We start from the raw sequence: 16,216 nt of genomic DNA on the forward strand, positions 1-16,216 counted from the left end.
TTTCTAATCACACAACCACAAATCATTACACAACGAAAAATTATGTCAGCAATTCAAATCGCCGAAATCATCGAACAAATCTCTCAAGAGATTGAAGTTGACGCTAATGGTCAAGCGAAAGCCAGTGTTAGAGCAACTGCAAGACTGGCTGGGGTTGATGATGAATCGATCAGAAAAGCTTTGAAATCAAGCGCCGACCTAGCACCCTCGAAATTAGCTAAAGAGCTTATGCTACAAGGATTTTCAGCCGCCGACCTCAGCCAGTGGAGAACCGACGGTATCCCCGACATTGCGATCGCAATTATCTTAGAGTACTACGCTTACGAAGCTGGTAGATACTGCACTAAACAAGCCAGATTGGTATGCCGTTCATTCAACACCATCGGCATTCGGGCATGGATTCAAGATAAATTGGGCTGGACTAAACCTGTCACTGACAACAAAACAGGAATGACAGAAATACAGTTACTCGCTGCTCTAGCTAAACACTTGGCAGAGCAAGAACAGCATTTACTCCAACAGCAGCAGCAACAGACCGAAATTTTGCACCGGCTAAAAGCTGTTGAAGTTGAGCAAGACAGAGTAAACACCCCATGCGGCCACAAATATAGTGTTGTCGGTTTCGCAAATCTTCAAGGTTTAGAAATATCGGTTAAAGAAGCCGGTACTAAAGGTAGAAAGGCAAGTGCATTGTGTCGGAAACAAGGCATAGAAATAGAACGCATTCATGACCCACGGTTTGGAAAAGTTGGTTTGTATCCAGAGAGTGTGTTGATTGAGGTTTTCTCTAGTGGTCAAAACTAACAGCAATGGTCTTCAGAATACTTTCTTTAATTGGAGAAAAGTACCATGCAACAACTGAATTTATTCACTGAATCAATTCCTGTTCTTCCAGTCACTTACTATCCTGATTTCTTAACTCTAGAACAAGCAAACGAACTCTACCAACACTGCTTGAAACTGGAGTGGCAGCAGAACCAAATCAGGATCATGGGTAAAACAATGCCTGTCCCCCGCCTGGAGTGCATTTACGGGGACTACGGCTGCGATTATCTCTACTCCAACAGCGTATTTTTGAAACCCCTGACTTGGACAGAAAAACTCGCTTACTTGCGGGACAGAATCACTGCGCTAACTGGTTACAAATTCCGCATCGTCATCGGCAATCAATACCGCACGGGGACTGATTCTATCGGGTGGCATTCTGACAATGAAGCATCGATGGGATCTAACCCTGCAATCGCATCGGTAAGCCTGGGTTCATGTCGCAAATTTCAAATCAAACCGAGAAATGGCAGGGCAACGGACTTCTGGCTGGAACACGGGAGTTTGCTTGTGATGCACCCTGGCTGTCAATCGACTCATCTGCATCAAGTTCCCAAGACTAACAAAGTGGTTAGTACCCGAATTAATCTTACATTTCGACCGCACACCGGAGGCGGGAGATAACGCTGTAGCTGGCGTGTTGATGATTTCATAGCCAGCACAAGTATTGCAAAAACTTAAATCGGCGGCACAGTCTCAAGTGCCGCTTCATTTCCATGCGTCAAAAAACAGAGGGAATATGCGTATAATTGAATCTGATTCTCAAGCTAAACATCAACAAGAATGGTTGGATAGTGGCGTTGACGAAGAAATCATTGCCCTGAATGTGCGTTCGCTCTACGGCACAACACCTTACGAATACTTGCTCTACAGTCCCAAAATCTCCCGTCGCAACGATGGACGATTACGCGATCGCGATTTGAAGAAATACCAGCACATTGAATTAGGCGGCTGGTGGTGCAGTGGAATTGACCCCCTCAACAACTACGTCAGTATGATGTGGGGCTGTTTCAAACCTGACCATCCCCGACGCGACCGCCAGAAGATCCACAAGTTCATCAAGTATGAACACCCATTCAGAGAAGAGACACGCGCTTTCTTCCTCTTAGTTCCGAATCGCATTTGGGTAAAAGTGTCCAATCGTAGCGGCATTCCCATTACTGAAGAAGACTTGCAGCATCCCGGTGGTTTCTGGCACTGGGTTTGGAGGCATAACGTACCAGTCACAATCGTGGAAGGTGTCAAAAAAGCAGGGGCGTTACTGACTGCGGGTTATGCAGCGATCGCTATCCCCGGTGTTAACGCTGGATACCGCACACCTACTGATGAGTACGGTACTGCCATCGGGAAACCCTTTCTGATTCCCGACTTGAAACATTTTGCAACACAGGGGAGACAGGTTAACATTTGCTTTGACCAAGATAATAAGCCCGAAACTGTACAACGTGTCAGAACCGCCATCAGTCGCATGGGACGGCTGCTAGTAAATGAGGGTTGTTCGCTGCGAGTGATTGATTTACCATTCGGGGCAGAGAAAGGGGTTGATGATTTTATCGTTGCCAAAGGGGGGGAAGCTTTTGACGCACTCTACAATACAGCCGTTGCACTGGAGTTGTGGGAGATTAAGCTGTTTACTCTGCTGACTTATCCGCCTGCGATCGCTCTCAACCAAAGATTCCTCGGCCATCTGCTTGTACCAGAGGGTGAAAAGCTGATTATCCTCAAGGCTCCCAAAGGCACGGGGAAAACTGAATGGCTGGCAACTCAGGTGGCAAAAGCACATGACCTTGGACGTAGGGTATTAATCATCACCCACCGTATTCAACTGGGTGAGGCGTTGTGTAATCGGTTTGGTGTTAACTATGTTACCGAAGTTCGCACGAATGAAACAGGCACATTATTAGGATACGGGGTCTGTGTAGACTCTTTGCATCAAGAGAGTCAGGCGCGATTCAACCCTAATGACTGGGCGAATGATGTGATTATTATTGACGAGTGTGACCAAGTATTCTGGCATTTGCTCAACTCTGGTACTGAAGTGCAGAAGCGTCGCGTGTCCGTTCTCAAAAACTTGAAACAACTGGTACAGAATGTTTTGGGCAGTAGTCAAGGAAAGATTTATCTATCTAGTGCGGATGTGTCAGATACTGATGTGAAGTATGTTTTATCACTCGCTGGGGAATATCGAGTTAACCCGTTTGTAATTGTCAACAATTATCGCCACGTAGCTGGAAACTGTTACAACTACTCTGGCAGTAACCCAAAGAATCTTATCGCGGCGTTGGATAAAGCCATTTCCAAAGGGGGGCATCATTTACTATGCTGCTCTGCTCAGAAAGCCAAGTCCAAATGGGGGACGCAAGCATTGGAGGAACGCTTTCGTCGCAAATTCCCACATCTGCGAATCCTCAGAATTGACAGTGAATCTGTTACTGACCCATCACATCCAGCGTTTGGCTGTATCGCTCACTTGAACGAAATTCTCACCCAGTATGATTTGGTTATCGCTTCCCCAAGTTTAGAAACTGGGGTATCAATTGACATTCGAGGACATTTTGATGCTGTTTGGGGAATTTTTCAGGGAGTGCAACCGGTTAACTCTGTGCGGCAGATGTTGGCAAGATTACGTGAGACAGTTGACCGCCACATTTGGGTGAGAGAGTGGGGGATGTCGGTTGTAGGGAATGGTTCCACAACAATAGGAGGATTGCTCAGAAGTCAGCACGTCGCAACAAGGGCGAACATTGCGCTGTTATCGGCGGCAGATAATGATGACTACAGCTATGTTGACCAGAACTTCCAGCCCGAATCTTTGCAGACTTGGGGTAAGCGTGGTTCTGTGATTAACGTTGAGATGCGGCGCTATCGAGAGTCTGTGCTTGCGGGTTTGGTCGAGGATGGATACACCGTTATTGATGCTGACGATGCTGACGATGATGAGACTGGCGCAGTAATCGAGTCGGTTAAAGCGGCTAGTCAGGAATTGTATACTGCTGAGTGTCAGGCGATCGCGGATTCTCCAACCATCTCTGATGCCGAACTCAAGAAGCTCCTTGACACAAGGGCGAAAACGAAAACTGAACGACATCAGCAGCGTAAAGCTGAATTATCCCGTCGCTACGAAATTGACGTAACCCCTGATTTGGTTGAGAAGGATGATGACGGGTGGTATCCTCAACTGCGGATGCACTACTATTTGACGCTGGGGCGAGAGTTTCTGAGGAACCGTGATACTAAACGGGCAGCAGCGCAGTTAGAGGCAGGAGAGAATTCGATTTGGAAACCGGATTTTAACAAGGGGCAGCTATTACCTGCTGTACTGTTACTGGAAAATCTGAATCTGTTACAGTTTCTTACGCCAGACGTTCAGTTGCGGGGGTCTGATGAGAAGATGCTGGAGTTTAAAGCGCTGGCTGTTCAACACAGGCACGTTATCAAGAATTACTTGAATGTAACGATTTCTGAAAAACACACACCGATAGCGATCACACAGAAACTACTTGCCAAAATTGACTTGAAGTTGGATTATGTTGGTCGGTTGGGTAAGCGTGAAAATCGGGAGTGCGTTTACCAGTTTGTTGCCCCTGATGATCAGCGTGATTCGATTTTTGGACAATGGTTAAATCGGGATGAAGCGTTAAACTGTGATTCGGTGTCAGTCAGCAATAATATAAGTACAACTACACCAGTCATTGACACCCAATCCCAGGATATTACTCAAACATTTACGCCAGTAGAAAGTCCGACTGTCCAAGGATGGAAGGGGCTGAAGCTGAAAATGCGCCAAGGACTCGACAGTGTTGAACAGTTCTACCAACAGCTGGTTTCCCAGCTTGGTGAGGCTGTTGGCGTTGCTGATGGTGAGCCTTACTGGAATGGCTATCTGGGGCAGTGGCAGATTTGGGTTAAGTTTGCAGACGAGTGTAGGTCTGTGGTGTGCGATTGGTTGGCTGTGCTTAACTGAAATCACACTTTCGACCAAGTTCACTTTGAGCCTGAGCCAGAATCGGTAAGGTAATCACAAATTCTGTTCCAACACCCAAGGTAGAATTCACATCCAAAGTTCCGCCATGTTTTTCTACAACAATAGACTGAGCGATCGCTAATCCTAATCCTGTTCCTTTACCAACACCTTTGGTAGTAAACAAGTCGTCAAATACTTTTTGTTTAATTGATTCACTCATCCCTTGACCATTATCAGCAATCTTCACCTCAACCTGTTTGTTTTTCAATGAGGTGGTAATCATAATCTGATTAGGATTGGCTTTAATCTCCCTAAAACTCCGGCCTGTATTTGATTCATCCAAGGCATCAATAGCATTCGCTAGTATGTTCATAAATACCTGATTTAATTGCCCTGGAAAGCATTCTACTTCCGGTAATTTCCCGTAGTTTGTGATAACTTCAATCTTCGGACGTTGCTCATTTGCTTTCAGACGATGTTTAAGAATTAGAATGGTACTATCAATGCCTTGGTGGATATTGAAAGGTATTTTGTAGTCTTGATCGGAACGGGTGAAAGTGCGGAGACTGGTACTGATATCTTTTAGTCTGTCACAGGCTATCGTCATCGAATCAATCATTTCTGGTAAATCTGATAAGCTATATTCCAAGTCAATTTCTTCAGCATGGATGAGAATTTCATCTCCGGGAGTGGGGAACTTTTCTTGATAAAGCTTTAAGTGTTCAACAATATCATCAAAGGTGGGTTTAGCTTGTTTGATACTGGCAGCAATAAAGCCCAAAGGATTATTCATTTCGTGAGCCACTCCCGCAACCAATTGACCAATAGAGGACATTTTTTCGCTTTGGAGCAAATGAGCTTGGGTGTTTTGTAGTTCTTGAAGAGTTTGCTCTAAATCTTTCGCTTTTTGCCGTAAAGTTTCTTCCGCTTGCTTTGAGTTCGTTGATATCCCTTGCGATTGTCGAGAAATATTCAACTTCTCCATCAGGTGATTTGTGAGCAACAATTAGTTGGGATATGGGAATTTCTCGCCCATCTGCTTTTAAAAGAGCCGTTTCCCCGACCCAATCACCGACTCGAACTGATTCTGGTAATCCTTGATTCTGGATAATTTCATTTGCCCATTTCGGATGATTTTGGCACAAATTTCTCCCCTGAAGCGATTCTTTTTCCCCCATTTCTAACATTCGGCGAGCTGCTTTATTAAAATAAAGAACCTGCCCAGTTAAGTCAGCAGTGCTGATAAAGTCTGGTGCTGCTTCTAGAATTGCCAACAACTTCGCCTGTTCTTTCTCGGCTTGTTTATGCTCACTAATATCACGAGATACACCAACAGTCATTATCACTTGACCCAGTTCGTTACGGATCGCAGATTTGATTGTATGGAATAGGCGGACTTCGCCATCGTACCGATTTACTGGCTCTTGGGGAATTTCTAGGGTCTGTCCACTTTCAAATACGTAAGCATCATCTTTGATATATTGCAGGGTATGATCTGGTTCGCTAAAAGGTGCATCAATCATATTTTGAAGCTGTGACTCACTCATCCCGTAATAATCACGAAATGCCTTATTTGCCCAAATAATTCGAGATTTAGCACCTTTAACCAGTACCATATCTGTAATTGCATCAAGAATTTGCTGATAGGTTTTTTCGTTTTCGCGCAGAGCGCTTTCAAAAGACTTTACTTTTGTAATATCTTGCACTGTTGAAACAATACTAATTACCTTGCCATCCACGTTAGTTATCGGAGTGTGACACCAATCACAAATAATCACTGTTCCATGTTTTGTCAGGTTCTTACTAAGATTATTACCTCCCACTTTCTCTTCAATTAATAACTCCATTATTTTGATGGCTTCTACTCTCTCAATTTCTGGCACAATTATTTCTGATACCTGACAACCAAGTACTTCGCTTTTGCTGTATCCAAATAGTTGTTCAGCAGCCGGATTCCATTCTATTACTTGAAATGCTGTATTCCACTCAATTAAAGGCAAAGGATTTCGTTCTATAAGTAATAAAAGTTTATCTTGCAACTGTTTCAAATCTGGCTCTGCTAATTGATTTTCAATCTCCTGACCATTTCTACTGACTTTATCAACTTTTAGCACTTGCTTGACAGAAAAATTGTTACCGGATTGAATGCCCTGCTGTTGAAAGTTCATCCTGCTCTAACTGACTAATATATTTGCTTGGTACTTAAATCTAGGATTCCCTATTCTTTAGGTAATGTAACATTCCTCTTTCTAATAATATCCATCTGTTGGAAATCGTAGTAAAAAGAGGACAATTATAAAGGCAGAAGTACGTCCCCAAGAGTAACTTGAACGAGATGCGGCTTACGCAGATAAAATATATAACTCAGTATGGACTTGCAATTACGCAGAGGGGCAAAGGAGCGCCCGATTGGATGGAATGGATGAGATAATTTGTCGGGCACAAATAGCGATCGCTATCTGTTACAAAAGGATAGTAGATGACTCGATTAAATATTTCGCTGCCAAAGAGAATCAAAATTTAGGAGTAGTCAAAGCTAAGAAATTTCTAGCCTCGAAGCTAGATTTGTCTCCTTGGGCTGCGCCCTCTTGAAAAAATGCAATTACCCTAATCTCTCACTGATGGGGGCGAATCTGGGAATACTAAATGCTAAGGTCTTAAAAATTCAAAAGAATTATGATTAGCAGTGTAGTTACCATTCCCGGCTATCAAGTCAGCGAAGAACTCTACAACGGTTCTAGAACCTTGGTTTATCAAGCAGTTCGAGAGACTGACCAACAGCCTGTGGTCATTAAGCTGCTGAAAAATCCTTACCCTAGTTTCATCGAACTTTTGTCGTTTCGCAATCAGTACACCATAGCTAAAAATCTCAACTTACCTGGAATCATTCAAACCTATAGCTTGGAAACGTACCAGAATGGCTATGCATTGGTAATGGAAGACTTTGGAGGAATTTCCCTAAAGCAATGGGGAACTGTACCAAGTGTCATTGAATTTTTGCTTTTAGCGATCGCCCTGTGCAATATATTAGATATTCTCATTCGTCATCGGATTATTCACAAAGATATTAAACCTGCCAATATTCTGATTAATCCAGAAACTTGTGATATCAAACTCATTGACTTTAGTATTGCATCTCTGCTACCACGAGAAACCCAAACCCTGAAAAGTCCCAATGTGTTAGAAGGAACACTCGGTTATTTGTCACCGGAACAAACCGGACGAATGAATCGTGGTATAGACTACCGTACTGATTTCTATTCTCTGGGTGTAACTTTTTATGAGTTACTGACAGGGCAATTACCCTTTCAATCAAACGATCCAATGGAGTTAGTGCATTGCCATATTGCCAAACTTCCACCTCTAGTACATGAAATTAATCCAGAAATTGCACCGATACTCTCAGAAATTGTCAGCAAATTGATGGCGAAAAATGCCGAAGACCGCTATCAGAGCGCATTCGGACTGAAATATGATTTAGAAACTTGCTTGCATCAACTCCAGCAAACGGGCAAAATTGAAAGTTTCCCTATTGGGCAACGGGATGTTAGCGATCGCTTCATTATCCCCGAAAAACTCTATGGTCGGGAAGAGGAAGTCAAAACTTTGCTAGCAGCATTTGACCGTGTTACTAATCATCAAACGGAACTGATGTTAGTCGCAGGGTTTTCTGGGATTGGGAAAACAGCGATTATTAACGAAGTTCATAAGCCGATTGCCCAACAACGAGGCTATTTCATCAAAGGCAAGTTTGACCAATTTAATCGGAATATTCCTTTTTCTGCCTTTGTACAGATGTTTCGAGATTTAATGGGGCAATTGAGACGTGAAAATGATACTCAATTATCAGCTTGGAAAACCAAAATATTAGCAGCGCTGGGTGATAATGGGCAAGTTATTATTGAGGTAATTCCAGAACTAGAACAAATTATTGGTCAACAACTACCATCACCTAATTTATCTGGAACTGCGGCACAGAATCGCTTTAATTTACTCTTTCAAAATTTTATCCAAGTATTCACTACCAAAGAACATCCTCTGGTGATTTTCTTGGATGATTTACAGTGGGCAGATTCAGCATCTTTGAAGTTAATGCAGTTGCTGATAGATGATTCAGTGAGGGGATATTTATTATTAATTGGAGCTTACCGAAATCATGAGGTTTCTGCTGCTCATCCTTTGATGTTGACACTAGAAGAGATTGCTAAAGCCAAAGTCACAATTAACATTATTACACTAGCACCATTGAGTACAGTCAGCTTAAATCAACTAGTTGCCGATACCCTAAGTTGTTCGCAAGAAGTCGCACAACCACTAAGTCAACTGGTGTATCAAAAGACCAAAGGGAATCCATTCTTTAGTACGCAATTTCTCAAAGCACTGCATGAAGATGGACTAATTCAGTTTGATTTTGATCGGGGAATTTGGCAGTGTGATATTCCTCAAGTGAAAGCGTTAGCTCTAACGGATGATGTTGTTGAATTCATGGCATTGCAGTTGCAGAAGTTGCCAACATCGACCCAGGATGTTTTGAAATTAGCAGCGTGCATTGGTAATGAATTTGACTTAGCAACCTTGGTGATCGCACGAGGCGCAGGCTCAAATAATCTGCCCACAACATCAGAAGCTGAAACTGCAACAGCCCTATGGAAAGCTTTACAAGAGGGCTTAATTCTACCTCAAACTGAAGTTTATAAGTTTTATATAGGTCAAGAGACTCAAACAATTGCAGGGCAAAACTCACAAGTAGTTACTTATAAGTTTTCCCACGATCGCGTCCAACAAGCTGCTTATTCCCTGATACCTGACGATGAGAAACAGACTACTCACTTAAGGCTGGGGCAGCTACTATTAAATAATATTTCTCCAAGCGATCAACAAGAGAGAATTTTTCAAATTGTTAGTCAATTGAATATGGGTTTGGGGTTACTTACTCAACAGACCGAACGCAATCAACTAGCTCAATTAAATCTGGTCGCTGGACGGAAAGCCAAAGCTTCTACTGCCTACACTGCTGCGGTTCAATATTTAACACTAGGAATAGAGTTGTTAGCAGCAGACAGATGGCAAAATCAGTATGCTTTGACGCTAGCACTGTATGAGGAAGCCGCAGAAGCAGAATATTTAAACACCCACTTTGAACAAGCTATCAGTCTAGCAGATTTGATATTGCAGCAAACCACGCATCTGTTGGACAGAATTAAGACCTATGAGCTAAAAGTTCAAATTTATATCGCTCAAGATCAGCAAGTTCAAGCTATTGAAACAGGTTTAAAAGCATTAAAGCAATTAAAAATTCCATTGATATTACCTAAAGTGGAGCAGGAAAATTATTTAAAGCGACTACCAGAGTTGACAAGTTTAGCTAATATTCCAGAAATGAGCAATCCTGAATCTCTGGCTGCACTGCGATTGCTGATTAGCATTACTCCTCCTGTTCACCATGTCAAACCGGAGATGTTTCCGTCAGTAGCGCTGACAATGCACCATCTTTGTCTTGAGCAGGGACATTCATCCTTGGCTGCTTATGTCTATGGTATTTATGGCTTATTTCTGTCTGCTGTAATTAAAGATGTAGACACTGCTTATCACTCAGGTCAGATATCTCTAGAGCTACTAGAGCAATACCATGCTAAAGAACTCAGTTCCAAAATTTATATGCTCTTTGGTGTTTTTATCTGTGCTTGTAAGGAGCATGGTCGAAATACACTTAAATTGTTACGAGAAGGTATGCAGTGTGGTCTAGAGGTCGGAGACATCGAATACGCTAGCTATTCAATGATGGCTGAGTGTACGCATTTATTCCTGATTGGAGAACCTCTAAATTCTGTTGATAAAAGGCAAGCAAAATATATTGATTTACTTTTAAACTTCAAACAAAAGCATTGTCTTGATTATGCCCAGATTTGGAGACAACTCACTTTAAACTTCCTCGGACAAACTTCTGACCACTTTCAATTGACTGGTACTGATTTTAATGAGACGGAAATGCTACTACATTTTCATAAAACTCATAATCATCAATCACTATTTGCCACCTATGTAGCTAAAACAATTGTGCTTTATAACTTTGAAAAGTATGGACAGGCTGTAATTAATGCAGAGCAAGCCACTGAGTTTGTAGATGGAGCCTTTGGCCCACTACTTGTTGCCGGACATAACTTTTACTACTCTTTGTCCTTACTTGCATGGTATTCTGAGCGCGATAAGAATCAAAAGGAAGATTGCTTAAATCAAGTAGCTACCAACCAAAAACTCATGCGCTACTGGGCTGATCTTGCTAGAAGTAATTACCAGCACAAGTATGATTTAGTTGAAGCAGAGATAGCGCGGGTGATGGGAGATACACTTAAAGCAATGGAGTATTACGATCGCGCCATTGCAGTAGCTAAAGAAAACGGCTACCTCAACGAAGAAGCACTTAGCAATGAATTAGCAGCCAAATTCTACCTCAAGTGGGGTAAAGAAAAGGTGGCCCAAGCCTACATCCAAGAAGCCTACTACTGCTACGCTCGTTGGGATGCCAAAGCTAAAATTGATCATTTGGAAACACGTTATCCCCAATTACTACAATCTATTCTGCAACAAAAGCAATTCACTCTCCAACCCTTAGAAACCCTTGCTATACCTGCCCGCACGATTCATCAACCAGCGCAAACATCTAGCTCCAGTAGCACTTCTATCTCTGAAGCCTTAGATTTTGCCACCATCCTCAAAGCTTCCCAGAGCCTTTCTAGCGAGATTCAGTTAGACAAATTGCTCCAAGGCTTGCTTAATGCGATTATGACCAATGCTGGAGCCAGTAAATGTGTACTGATGTTGATGCAGGAGAATGACTTGCGAGTAGAAGCGATCGCTCAACTTGGACTTGAACCCAGCATTGGACTAGCACTGCCAATAGATCGAAGTTTTGATATTCCTGTCAGTCTGATTTACACTGTCAAACGCAGTCTACAATCCCTTGTGATCGCTGATGCCAGAATAGAGGCTGTTCTAGTGGCTGATTTCTACATCACGAAGCACCAGCCCAAAAGCCTACTGTGTAATCCCATCGTGCATCAGGGTAAACTGCTGGGAATTTTATATCTGGAAAATAACCTGGCTACGGAAGCGTTTACACCAGATCGCTTGGAAATTGTCAAGCTTCTTTCATCCCAAGCTGCCATTTCGATTGAAAATGCTAATCTCTACAATACTCTTGAACAGAAAGTTAGCGATCGCACTCAACAACTTTCCCAAGCCCTAGAAGAACTCAAAACGACTCAAGATCAGCTTGTAGAATCCAAGAAAATGGCTGCTTTAGGTAGCTTGGTAGCAGGGGTTGCTCATGAAGTCAACACCCCTGTTGGTACTAGCATCACACTGGTATCAACCCTGATTGATAAAACTACCGCTCTCATCACAACAGTTGAGCAGGGACAGCTGAAACGGGCAGATTTAACCAACTACCTGAACATTGCTAAAGAATGTGGAGACATTATTTTGACAAACCTTAATAGTGCCGCAGAATTGGTGCAAAGTTTCAAACAGGTTGCTGTCGATCAAACCAACCTGGAGCGACGCACTATTAGGGTTAAACTTTATCTGGAAGAAACGCTTTTTAGTTTGGCACCAAATTTAAGAAAAACCCTACATACAGTAACTATAACTGGCGATAATACTGTAACTATCAGCACTTATCCAGGAGCATTGGCACAAGTTGTCACCAATTTGGTGATGAACTCTCTCATGCACGCATATCAGCCCGAAGAAGCTGGGGAAATGCACTTTCATGTGTTACGGCAAGCCGATCGAGTCATTATTCAGTACCGTGATGATGGCTGTGGTGTTCCTGAAGAGTATCACAGCCGCATTTTTGAACCCTTTTTTACTACAGCAAGGCATCGCGGTGGAACAGGACTAGGATTGCATATTGTCTACAATCTAGTCACCCAAAAATTGCGGGGAAGAATCAATGTGCAAAGCGAAGTGGGGAAGGGAACTCTATTTATAGTAACCCTTCCACTTGAGCCACAGGTTACTCCATGAACGCCAGAATTAGGGATGAGCGAGTATGTCCAGCGAAAATCAAAGGGTTTCCAACTCAGAAACTGATGCTTTTTTTGTCTTTGCAGGCAATGATGATACGTTTATCTTTGCAGATGACAATGGTGGACAACCAATCAATGAAGTTGATAGGGGTTCCCAAGCGGTTCCAAACTCTCCACCAGCACCTGTAGCAGTTTGGAAAATCTTGATTGTGGATGACGATGTATTAGTCCATCGAGCTACAATCCTGGCACTCGAAGATTGCACTTTTGAAAGTAAACCTCTGACGTTTCTCCATGCCCACTCTGCTACAGAAGCAAAGTACTTAATCCAGACACATCCCGATACGGCGTTAATTTTGCTCGATGTCGTTATGGAAACAGATGATGCTGGATTGCAAGTGGTTCAGTATATTCGTGCAGAATTGCACAACCACCAAGTACGAATTATTTTACGTACAGGTCAGCCTGGAGAAGCGCCGGAAGCCTCAGTGATTCTGGACTACGATATTAACGACTATCGGCTCAAAACAGAACTGACACGGCAAAAGCTGATTACAGTCGTGATTTCTTCCCTTCGTTCCTACGGTAATATCCTCAAAATAGAGAACCAAAATTCTGAACTAACCCTAGCCCTAGACCATCTTCAACAAACTCAAGCTCAACTAATTCAAGCAGAAAAAATGTCGTCTTTGGGGCAAATGGTTGCAGGCGTTGCTCATGAAATTAACAATCCCACAAACTTCATTTATGGCAACCTGTTTCATACAGAAACTTATGTGCAGTCTCTGTTAAAACTCATCAAAACTTATCAAGAACATTATCCTACTCCAGTGGAGGCGATCCAAACTATAGCAGAGTCTATTGATTTACCGTTTTTAATGGAGGATTTACCTAAACTATTCGACTCAATGCGAGCTGGAACTGAGCGTATTAAACATATTGTTGAATCACTGCGTAACTTCTCCCGCTTAGATGAAGCGGGAATTAAACCAGTAGACATTCACTCCGGCATTGAAAGCACTCTGTTAATTTTACAACACCGACTCCAAGCTAATGCTAACCGCCCAGCGATCGCAGTGATTAAAGAATATGGTCAACTGCCTTTGGTTAACTGCTATGTCGGTGCCCTCAATCAGGTATTTATGAATATCTTGAGTAATGCAATTGATGCTTTAGAAATGGGGACTAGCAAGTGGGGAATCACAAGTGAAACATTTTCCCTCCCGACAATTCGCATTCGCACTGAAATTTCTCATACTGATAAAGTGCTGATTCGCATTGCTGACAATGGTCTAGGCATGAGTGAATCAACACTTAAGAGAATATTTAATCCTTTTTTTACCACCAAGCCTGTGGGCAGTGGTACGGGTTTGGGATTATCGATTAGCTACTCCATTGTAGTGGAACAACATAGAGGTCATTTAACCTGCTCTTCCGCACCAGGCAAAGGTACAGAGTTTGTAATCGATATTTTTATTTAAAGTTGATGCCGACGATGCCGACGATGATGAGACTAGCGCAGTAATCGAGTCGGTTAAAGCAGCAAGTCAGGAATTGTATACTGCTGAGTGTAAAGCGTAGGCGTAGCCCGCCGCAGGCATTGAAAAAGACAATTTTGTGTTCGTTATCTTCTGAGTCGCTTAAAGTAACGGGAACAAGTTTGTATTAATCCAAGATTGAACCTGAACCAACTTCCCACTGATGTTTGAGCAATTCTTGGTAAGTCGCTTCCCTTATCATCATCTGCTTATACAGCATCTGCAAAAACTCTTGAGCTTGTTCACGGGACATCTGCTGCACTTGATCAGAGAAAGTTCTAAGGCTAAATTCTTGTTCTAAAGATAATTCAATGGGTTGATTCATTGCTTTTATTTGAGTTTGCTAAGTTAAGCAAATATTGTTTTATATAAATAAATGTTACGATAACTTTACAAAAACCAAAGGTGTGTAAACCGTACCGACGTAGGTTAGAAATGCCGTATCTGCTGCTGAAAACCTTGATATCACTCCACTGTGGCAACCCAAGTAAAAACTTAAGCTCTAAAGTTTCTTACTTTGAGCTTTTGAAAAGCATTTTTAACCTCTGCTTGCGATCGCAAGAAGGCGGGCGAAACAGCGCCATCACTCAAAAGAAGAGATGGGCAATACTTTGGGCAAGAGTGGTGAGCGTCGCGGCGTAATGCTGGAGTTTGAGAATCTGAATATGACAACAAACACTTAGGAGTATGGGAAGATTCGTCAAGTATCCCCCCTAGTAAATGGAGAAAACAGCATAGGAGAAACTAGAATAAGGGAATTCGACCGAAAATATTTCTTTTTCAACTAGATAAATTAAATCTCAGAATTAATGCTAATTTAATTTCATCTTAAATTTAACAATGTAATTTACAGTGGTTACTCTGCTTCCGAGAAAGAACTGAGCTTAATAACAATTCAAAATGGGTAACGTAAATTATTAGCTTCTTACTTAAAAAGGGGCTAATTGTCTGTTGATAAATTTGAGAAAATGAGCATACATATATGTTGAGAACAATTAGATATCCTTGGCAATTGATTGCCGGAATTAGTAATGGATTAGCAGTATTAACGAGCGTCGCTATAAGCAGCCAAGCAGCGTTAGCAGCCACAGTGCCAACTTTCGATCACATCGTCCTCGTCATTGAAGAAAACCACGGGTATTCACAAATTATCGGTTCGAGTAGCGCTCCATATATCAATTCACTAGCAAAGCAAGGCGCTCTCTTCACAAATTCCCACGGTGTGACACACCCAAGCCAACCCAACTACTTAGCCTTGTTTAGTGGCTCTACACAAGGTGTGACAAACGATAATTGTCCATTAACATTTAGCGGAGCTAATCTGACTACTCAGTTATTGGGCATTGGCAAGACTTTTATAGGTTATTCGGAGAGTCTGCCCAGTGTTGGTTATATAGGTTGTAACTCCGGCGGGTCTAATGGTTACTATCGTAAACACAACCCTTGGGTTGATTTCACTAATGTTGCTAGTTCCCTAAATCAACCGTTTACAAGTTTTCCTTCGTCTGCGAATTTTGCTAATCTGCCTACTGTCTCCGTTGTTGTTCCTAACCAACTAGATGATATGCACAATGGCACGATTCAACAAGGTGATACCTGGCTGAAAAATAATCTGGATGCCTATGCACAGTGGGCTAAAACTCACAACAGCTTGCTGATTGTTACCTTTGATGAAGATAATGGCACAACCAGCAATCGGATTGCAACTATCTTTTATGGCGCTCACGTTATAACGGGACAATATAGTGAGAATATCAATCACTACAATGTGTTACGCACGATTGAAGCAAGCTATGGATTACCTGGATTGAATAATGCCACTAATGCAACCCCAATTACTGATTCCTGGCAATAAGTAA

Annotated in this window: 10 protein-coding genes and 1 pseudogene; 8 read left to right on the top strand and 3 right to left on the bottom strand. The window is 42.4% G+C overall.

What is annotated here, in order from left to right; genetic code table 11:
• The first annotated feature begins 42 nt into the window (after positions 1 to 42).
• The 3 genes from FD724_RS35620 (at position 43) to FD724_RS35630 (ending at position 4,789) form a co-directional block, all read left to right on the top strand.
• Positions 43 to 804, top strand: a complete 762-nt coding sequence (locus tag FD724_RS35620) for a hypothetical protein (RefSeq protein ID WP_179076373.1) — start codon at positions 43 to 45, stop codon at positions 802 to 804.
• A gap of 45 nt (positions 805 to 849) precedes the next feature.
• The gene (locus FD724_RS35625; protein WP_179076374.1) at positions 850 to 1,449 is read left to right on the top strand and encodes an alpha-ketoglutarate-dependent dioxygenase AlkB; all 600 of its coding nucleotides are present in this window, start codon (positions 850 to 852) and stop codon (positions 1,447 to 1,449) included.
• 115 nt (positions 1,450 to 1,564) lie between these two features.
• Positions 1,565 to 4,789: a plasmid replication protein, CyRepA1 family gene (locus FD724_RS35630; protein WP_256874711.1), complete on the top strand. Its 3,225-nt coding sequence runs from the start codon at positions 1,565 to 1,567 to the stop codon at positions 4,787 to 4,789.
• Here the strand turns inward: FD724_RS35630 and FD724_RS41355 are convergent.
• Positions 4,782 to 5,693, bottom strand: a pseudogene (locus FD724_RS41355) (sensor histidine kinase); the annotation flags it as partial. The gene FD724_RS35630 and the pseudogene FD724_RS41355 overlap by 8 nt on opposite strands.
• Positions 5,575 to 6,957: a PAS domain-containing protein gene (locus FD724_RS41360; protein ID WP_372726548.1), complete on the bottom strand. Its 1,383-nt coding sequence runs from the start codon at positions 6,955 to 6,957 to the stop codon at positions 5,575 to 5,577. The pseudogene FD724_RS41355 and the gene FD724_RS41360, both read right to left, overlap by 119 nt.
• A 250-nt stretch (positions 6,958 to 7,207) precedes the next feature.
• On the opposite strand from FD724_RS41360, the gene FD724_RS35640 reads away from it, so the two are divergent.
• From FD724_RS35640 to FD724_RS35650, 3 genes are all read left to right on the top strand, one after another.
• Complete coding sequence (locus tag FD724_RS35640; protein WP_179076216.1) at positions 7,208 to 7,381, top strand: hypothetical protein; 174 nt, start codon at positions 7,208 to 7,210, stop codon at positions 7,379 to 7,381.
• Positions 7,382 to 7,465: 84 nt separating this feature from the next.
• A complete protein-coding gene (locus tag FD724_RS35645; protein WP_179076375.1) occupies positions 7,466 to 12,817 on the top strand; it encodes an ATP-binding sensor histidine kinase in 5,352 nt (1,783 codons plus the stop codon).
• A 25-nt stretch (positions 12,818 to 12,842) separates the two neighbouring features.
• Positions 12,843 to 14,300, top strand: coding sequence for an ATP-binding protein (locus tag FD724_RS35650; protein ID WP_179076376.1), 1,458 nt, complete (start codon positions 12,843 to 12,845; stop codon positions 14,298 to 14,300).
• Between the two features lie 184 nt (positions 14,301 to 14,484).
• Here the strand turns inward: FD724_RS35650 and FD724_RS35655 are convergent, their stop codons facing one another.
• A complete protein-coding gene (locus FD724_RS35655; protein WP_179076377.1) occupies positions 14,485 to 14,682 on the bottom strand; it encodes an NblA/ycf18 family protein in 198 nt (65 codons plus the stop codon).
• Positions 14,683 to 14,792: 110 nt separating this feature from the next.
• Here FD724_RS35655 and FD724_RS35660 point away from each other — a divergent pair, with 110 nt between their 5' ends.
• Both FD724_RS35660 and FD724_RS35665 read left to right on the top strand, forming a co-directional pair.
• Entirely contained in the window at positions 14,793 to 14,999 is a 207-nt protein-coding gene (locus FD724_RS35660; RefSeq protein ID WP_179076378.1) for a hypothetical protein, read from the top strand.
• A gap of 340 nt (positions 15,000 to 15,339) precedes the next feature.
• Complete coding sequence (locus tag FD724_RS35665) at positions 15,340 to 16,212, top strand: alkaline phosphatase family protein (RefSeq protein WP_179076379.1); 873 nt, start codon at positions 15,340 to 15,342, stop codon at positions 16,210 to 16,212.
• Positions 16,213 to 16,216 lie beyond the last annotated feature (4 nt).

Origin of the sequence: Nostoc sp. C057 (assembly GCF_013393925.1) — a bacterium.
GTDB classification, from domain to species: Bacteria; Cyanobacteriota; Cyanobacteriia; order Cyanobacteriales; family Nostocaceae; genus Nostoc; species Nostoc muscorum_A.

Bases quoted from the DNA above. Each gene is read 5' to 3' on its own strand.
- FD724_RS35620 (WP_179076373.1), top strand. From the start codon at position 43: ATGTCAGCAATTCAAATCGCCGAAATCATCGAACAAATCTCTCAAGAG.
- FD724_RS35625 (WP_179076374.1), top strand. From the start codon at position 850: ATGCAACAACTGAATTTATTCACTGAATCAATTCCTGTTCTTCCAGTC.
- FD724_RS35630 (WP_256874711.1), top strand. From the start codon at position 1,565: ATGCGTATAATTGAATCTGATTCTCAAGCTAAACATCAACAAGAATGG.
- FD724_RS41360 (WP_372726548.1), bottom strand. From the start codon at position 6,957: ATGAACTTTCAACAGCAGGGCATTCAATCCGGTAACAATTTTTCTGTC.
- FD724_RS35640 (WP_179076216.1), top strand. From the start codon at position 7,208: ATGGATGAGATAATTTGTCGGGCACAAATAGCGATCGCTATCTGTTAC.
- FD724_RS35645 (WP_179076375.1), top strand. From the start codon at position 7,466: ATGATTAGCAGTGTAGTTACCATTCCCGGCTATCAAGTCAGCGAAGAA.
- FD724_RS35650 (WP_179076376.1), top strand. From the start codon at position 12,843: ATGTCCAGCGAAAATCAAAGGGTTTCCAACTCAGAAACTGATGCTTTT.
- FD724_RS35655 (WP_179076377.1), bottom strand. From the start codon at position 14,682: ATGAATCAACCCATTGAATTATCTTTAGAACAAGAATTTAGCCTTAGA.
- FD724_RS35660 (WP_179076378.1), top strand. From the start codon at position 14,793: ATGCCGTATCTGCTGCTGAAAACCTTGATATCACTCCACTGTGGCAAC.
- FD724_RS35665 (WP_179076379.1), top strand. From the start codon at position 15,340: ATGTTGAGAACAATTAGATATCCTTGGCAATTGATTGCCGGAATTAGT.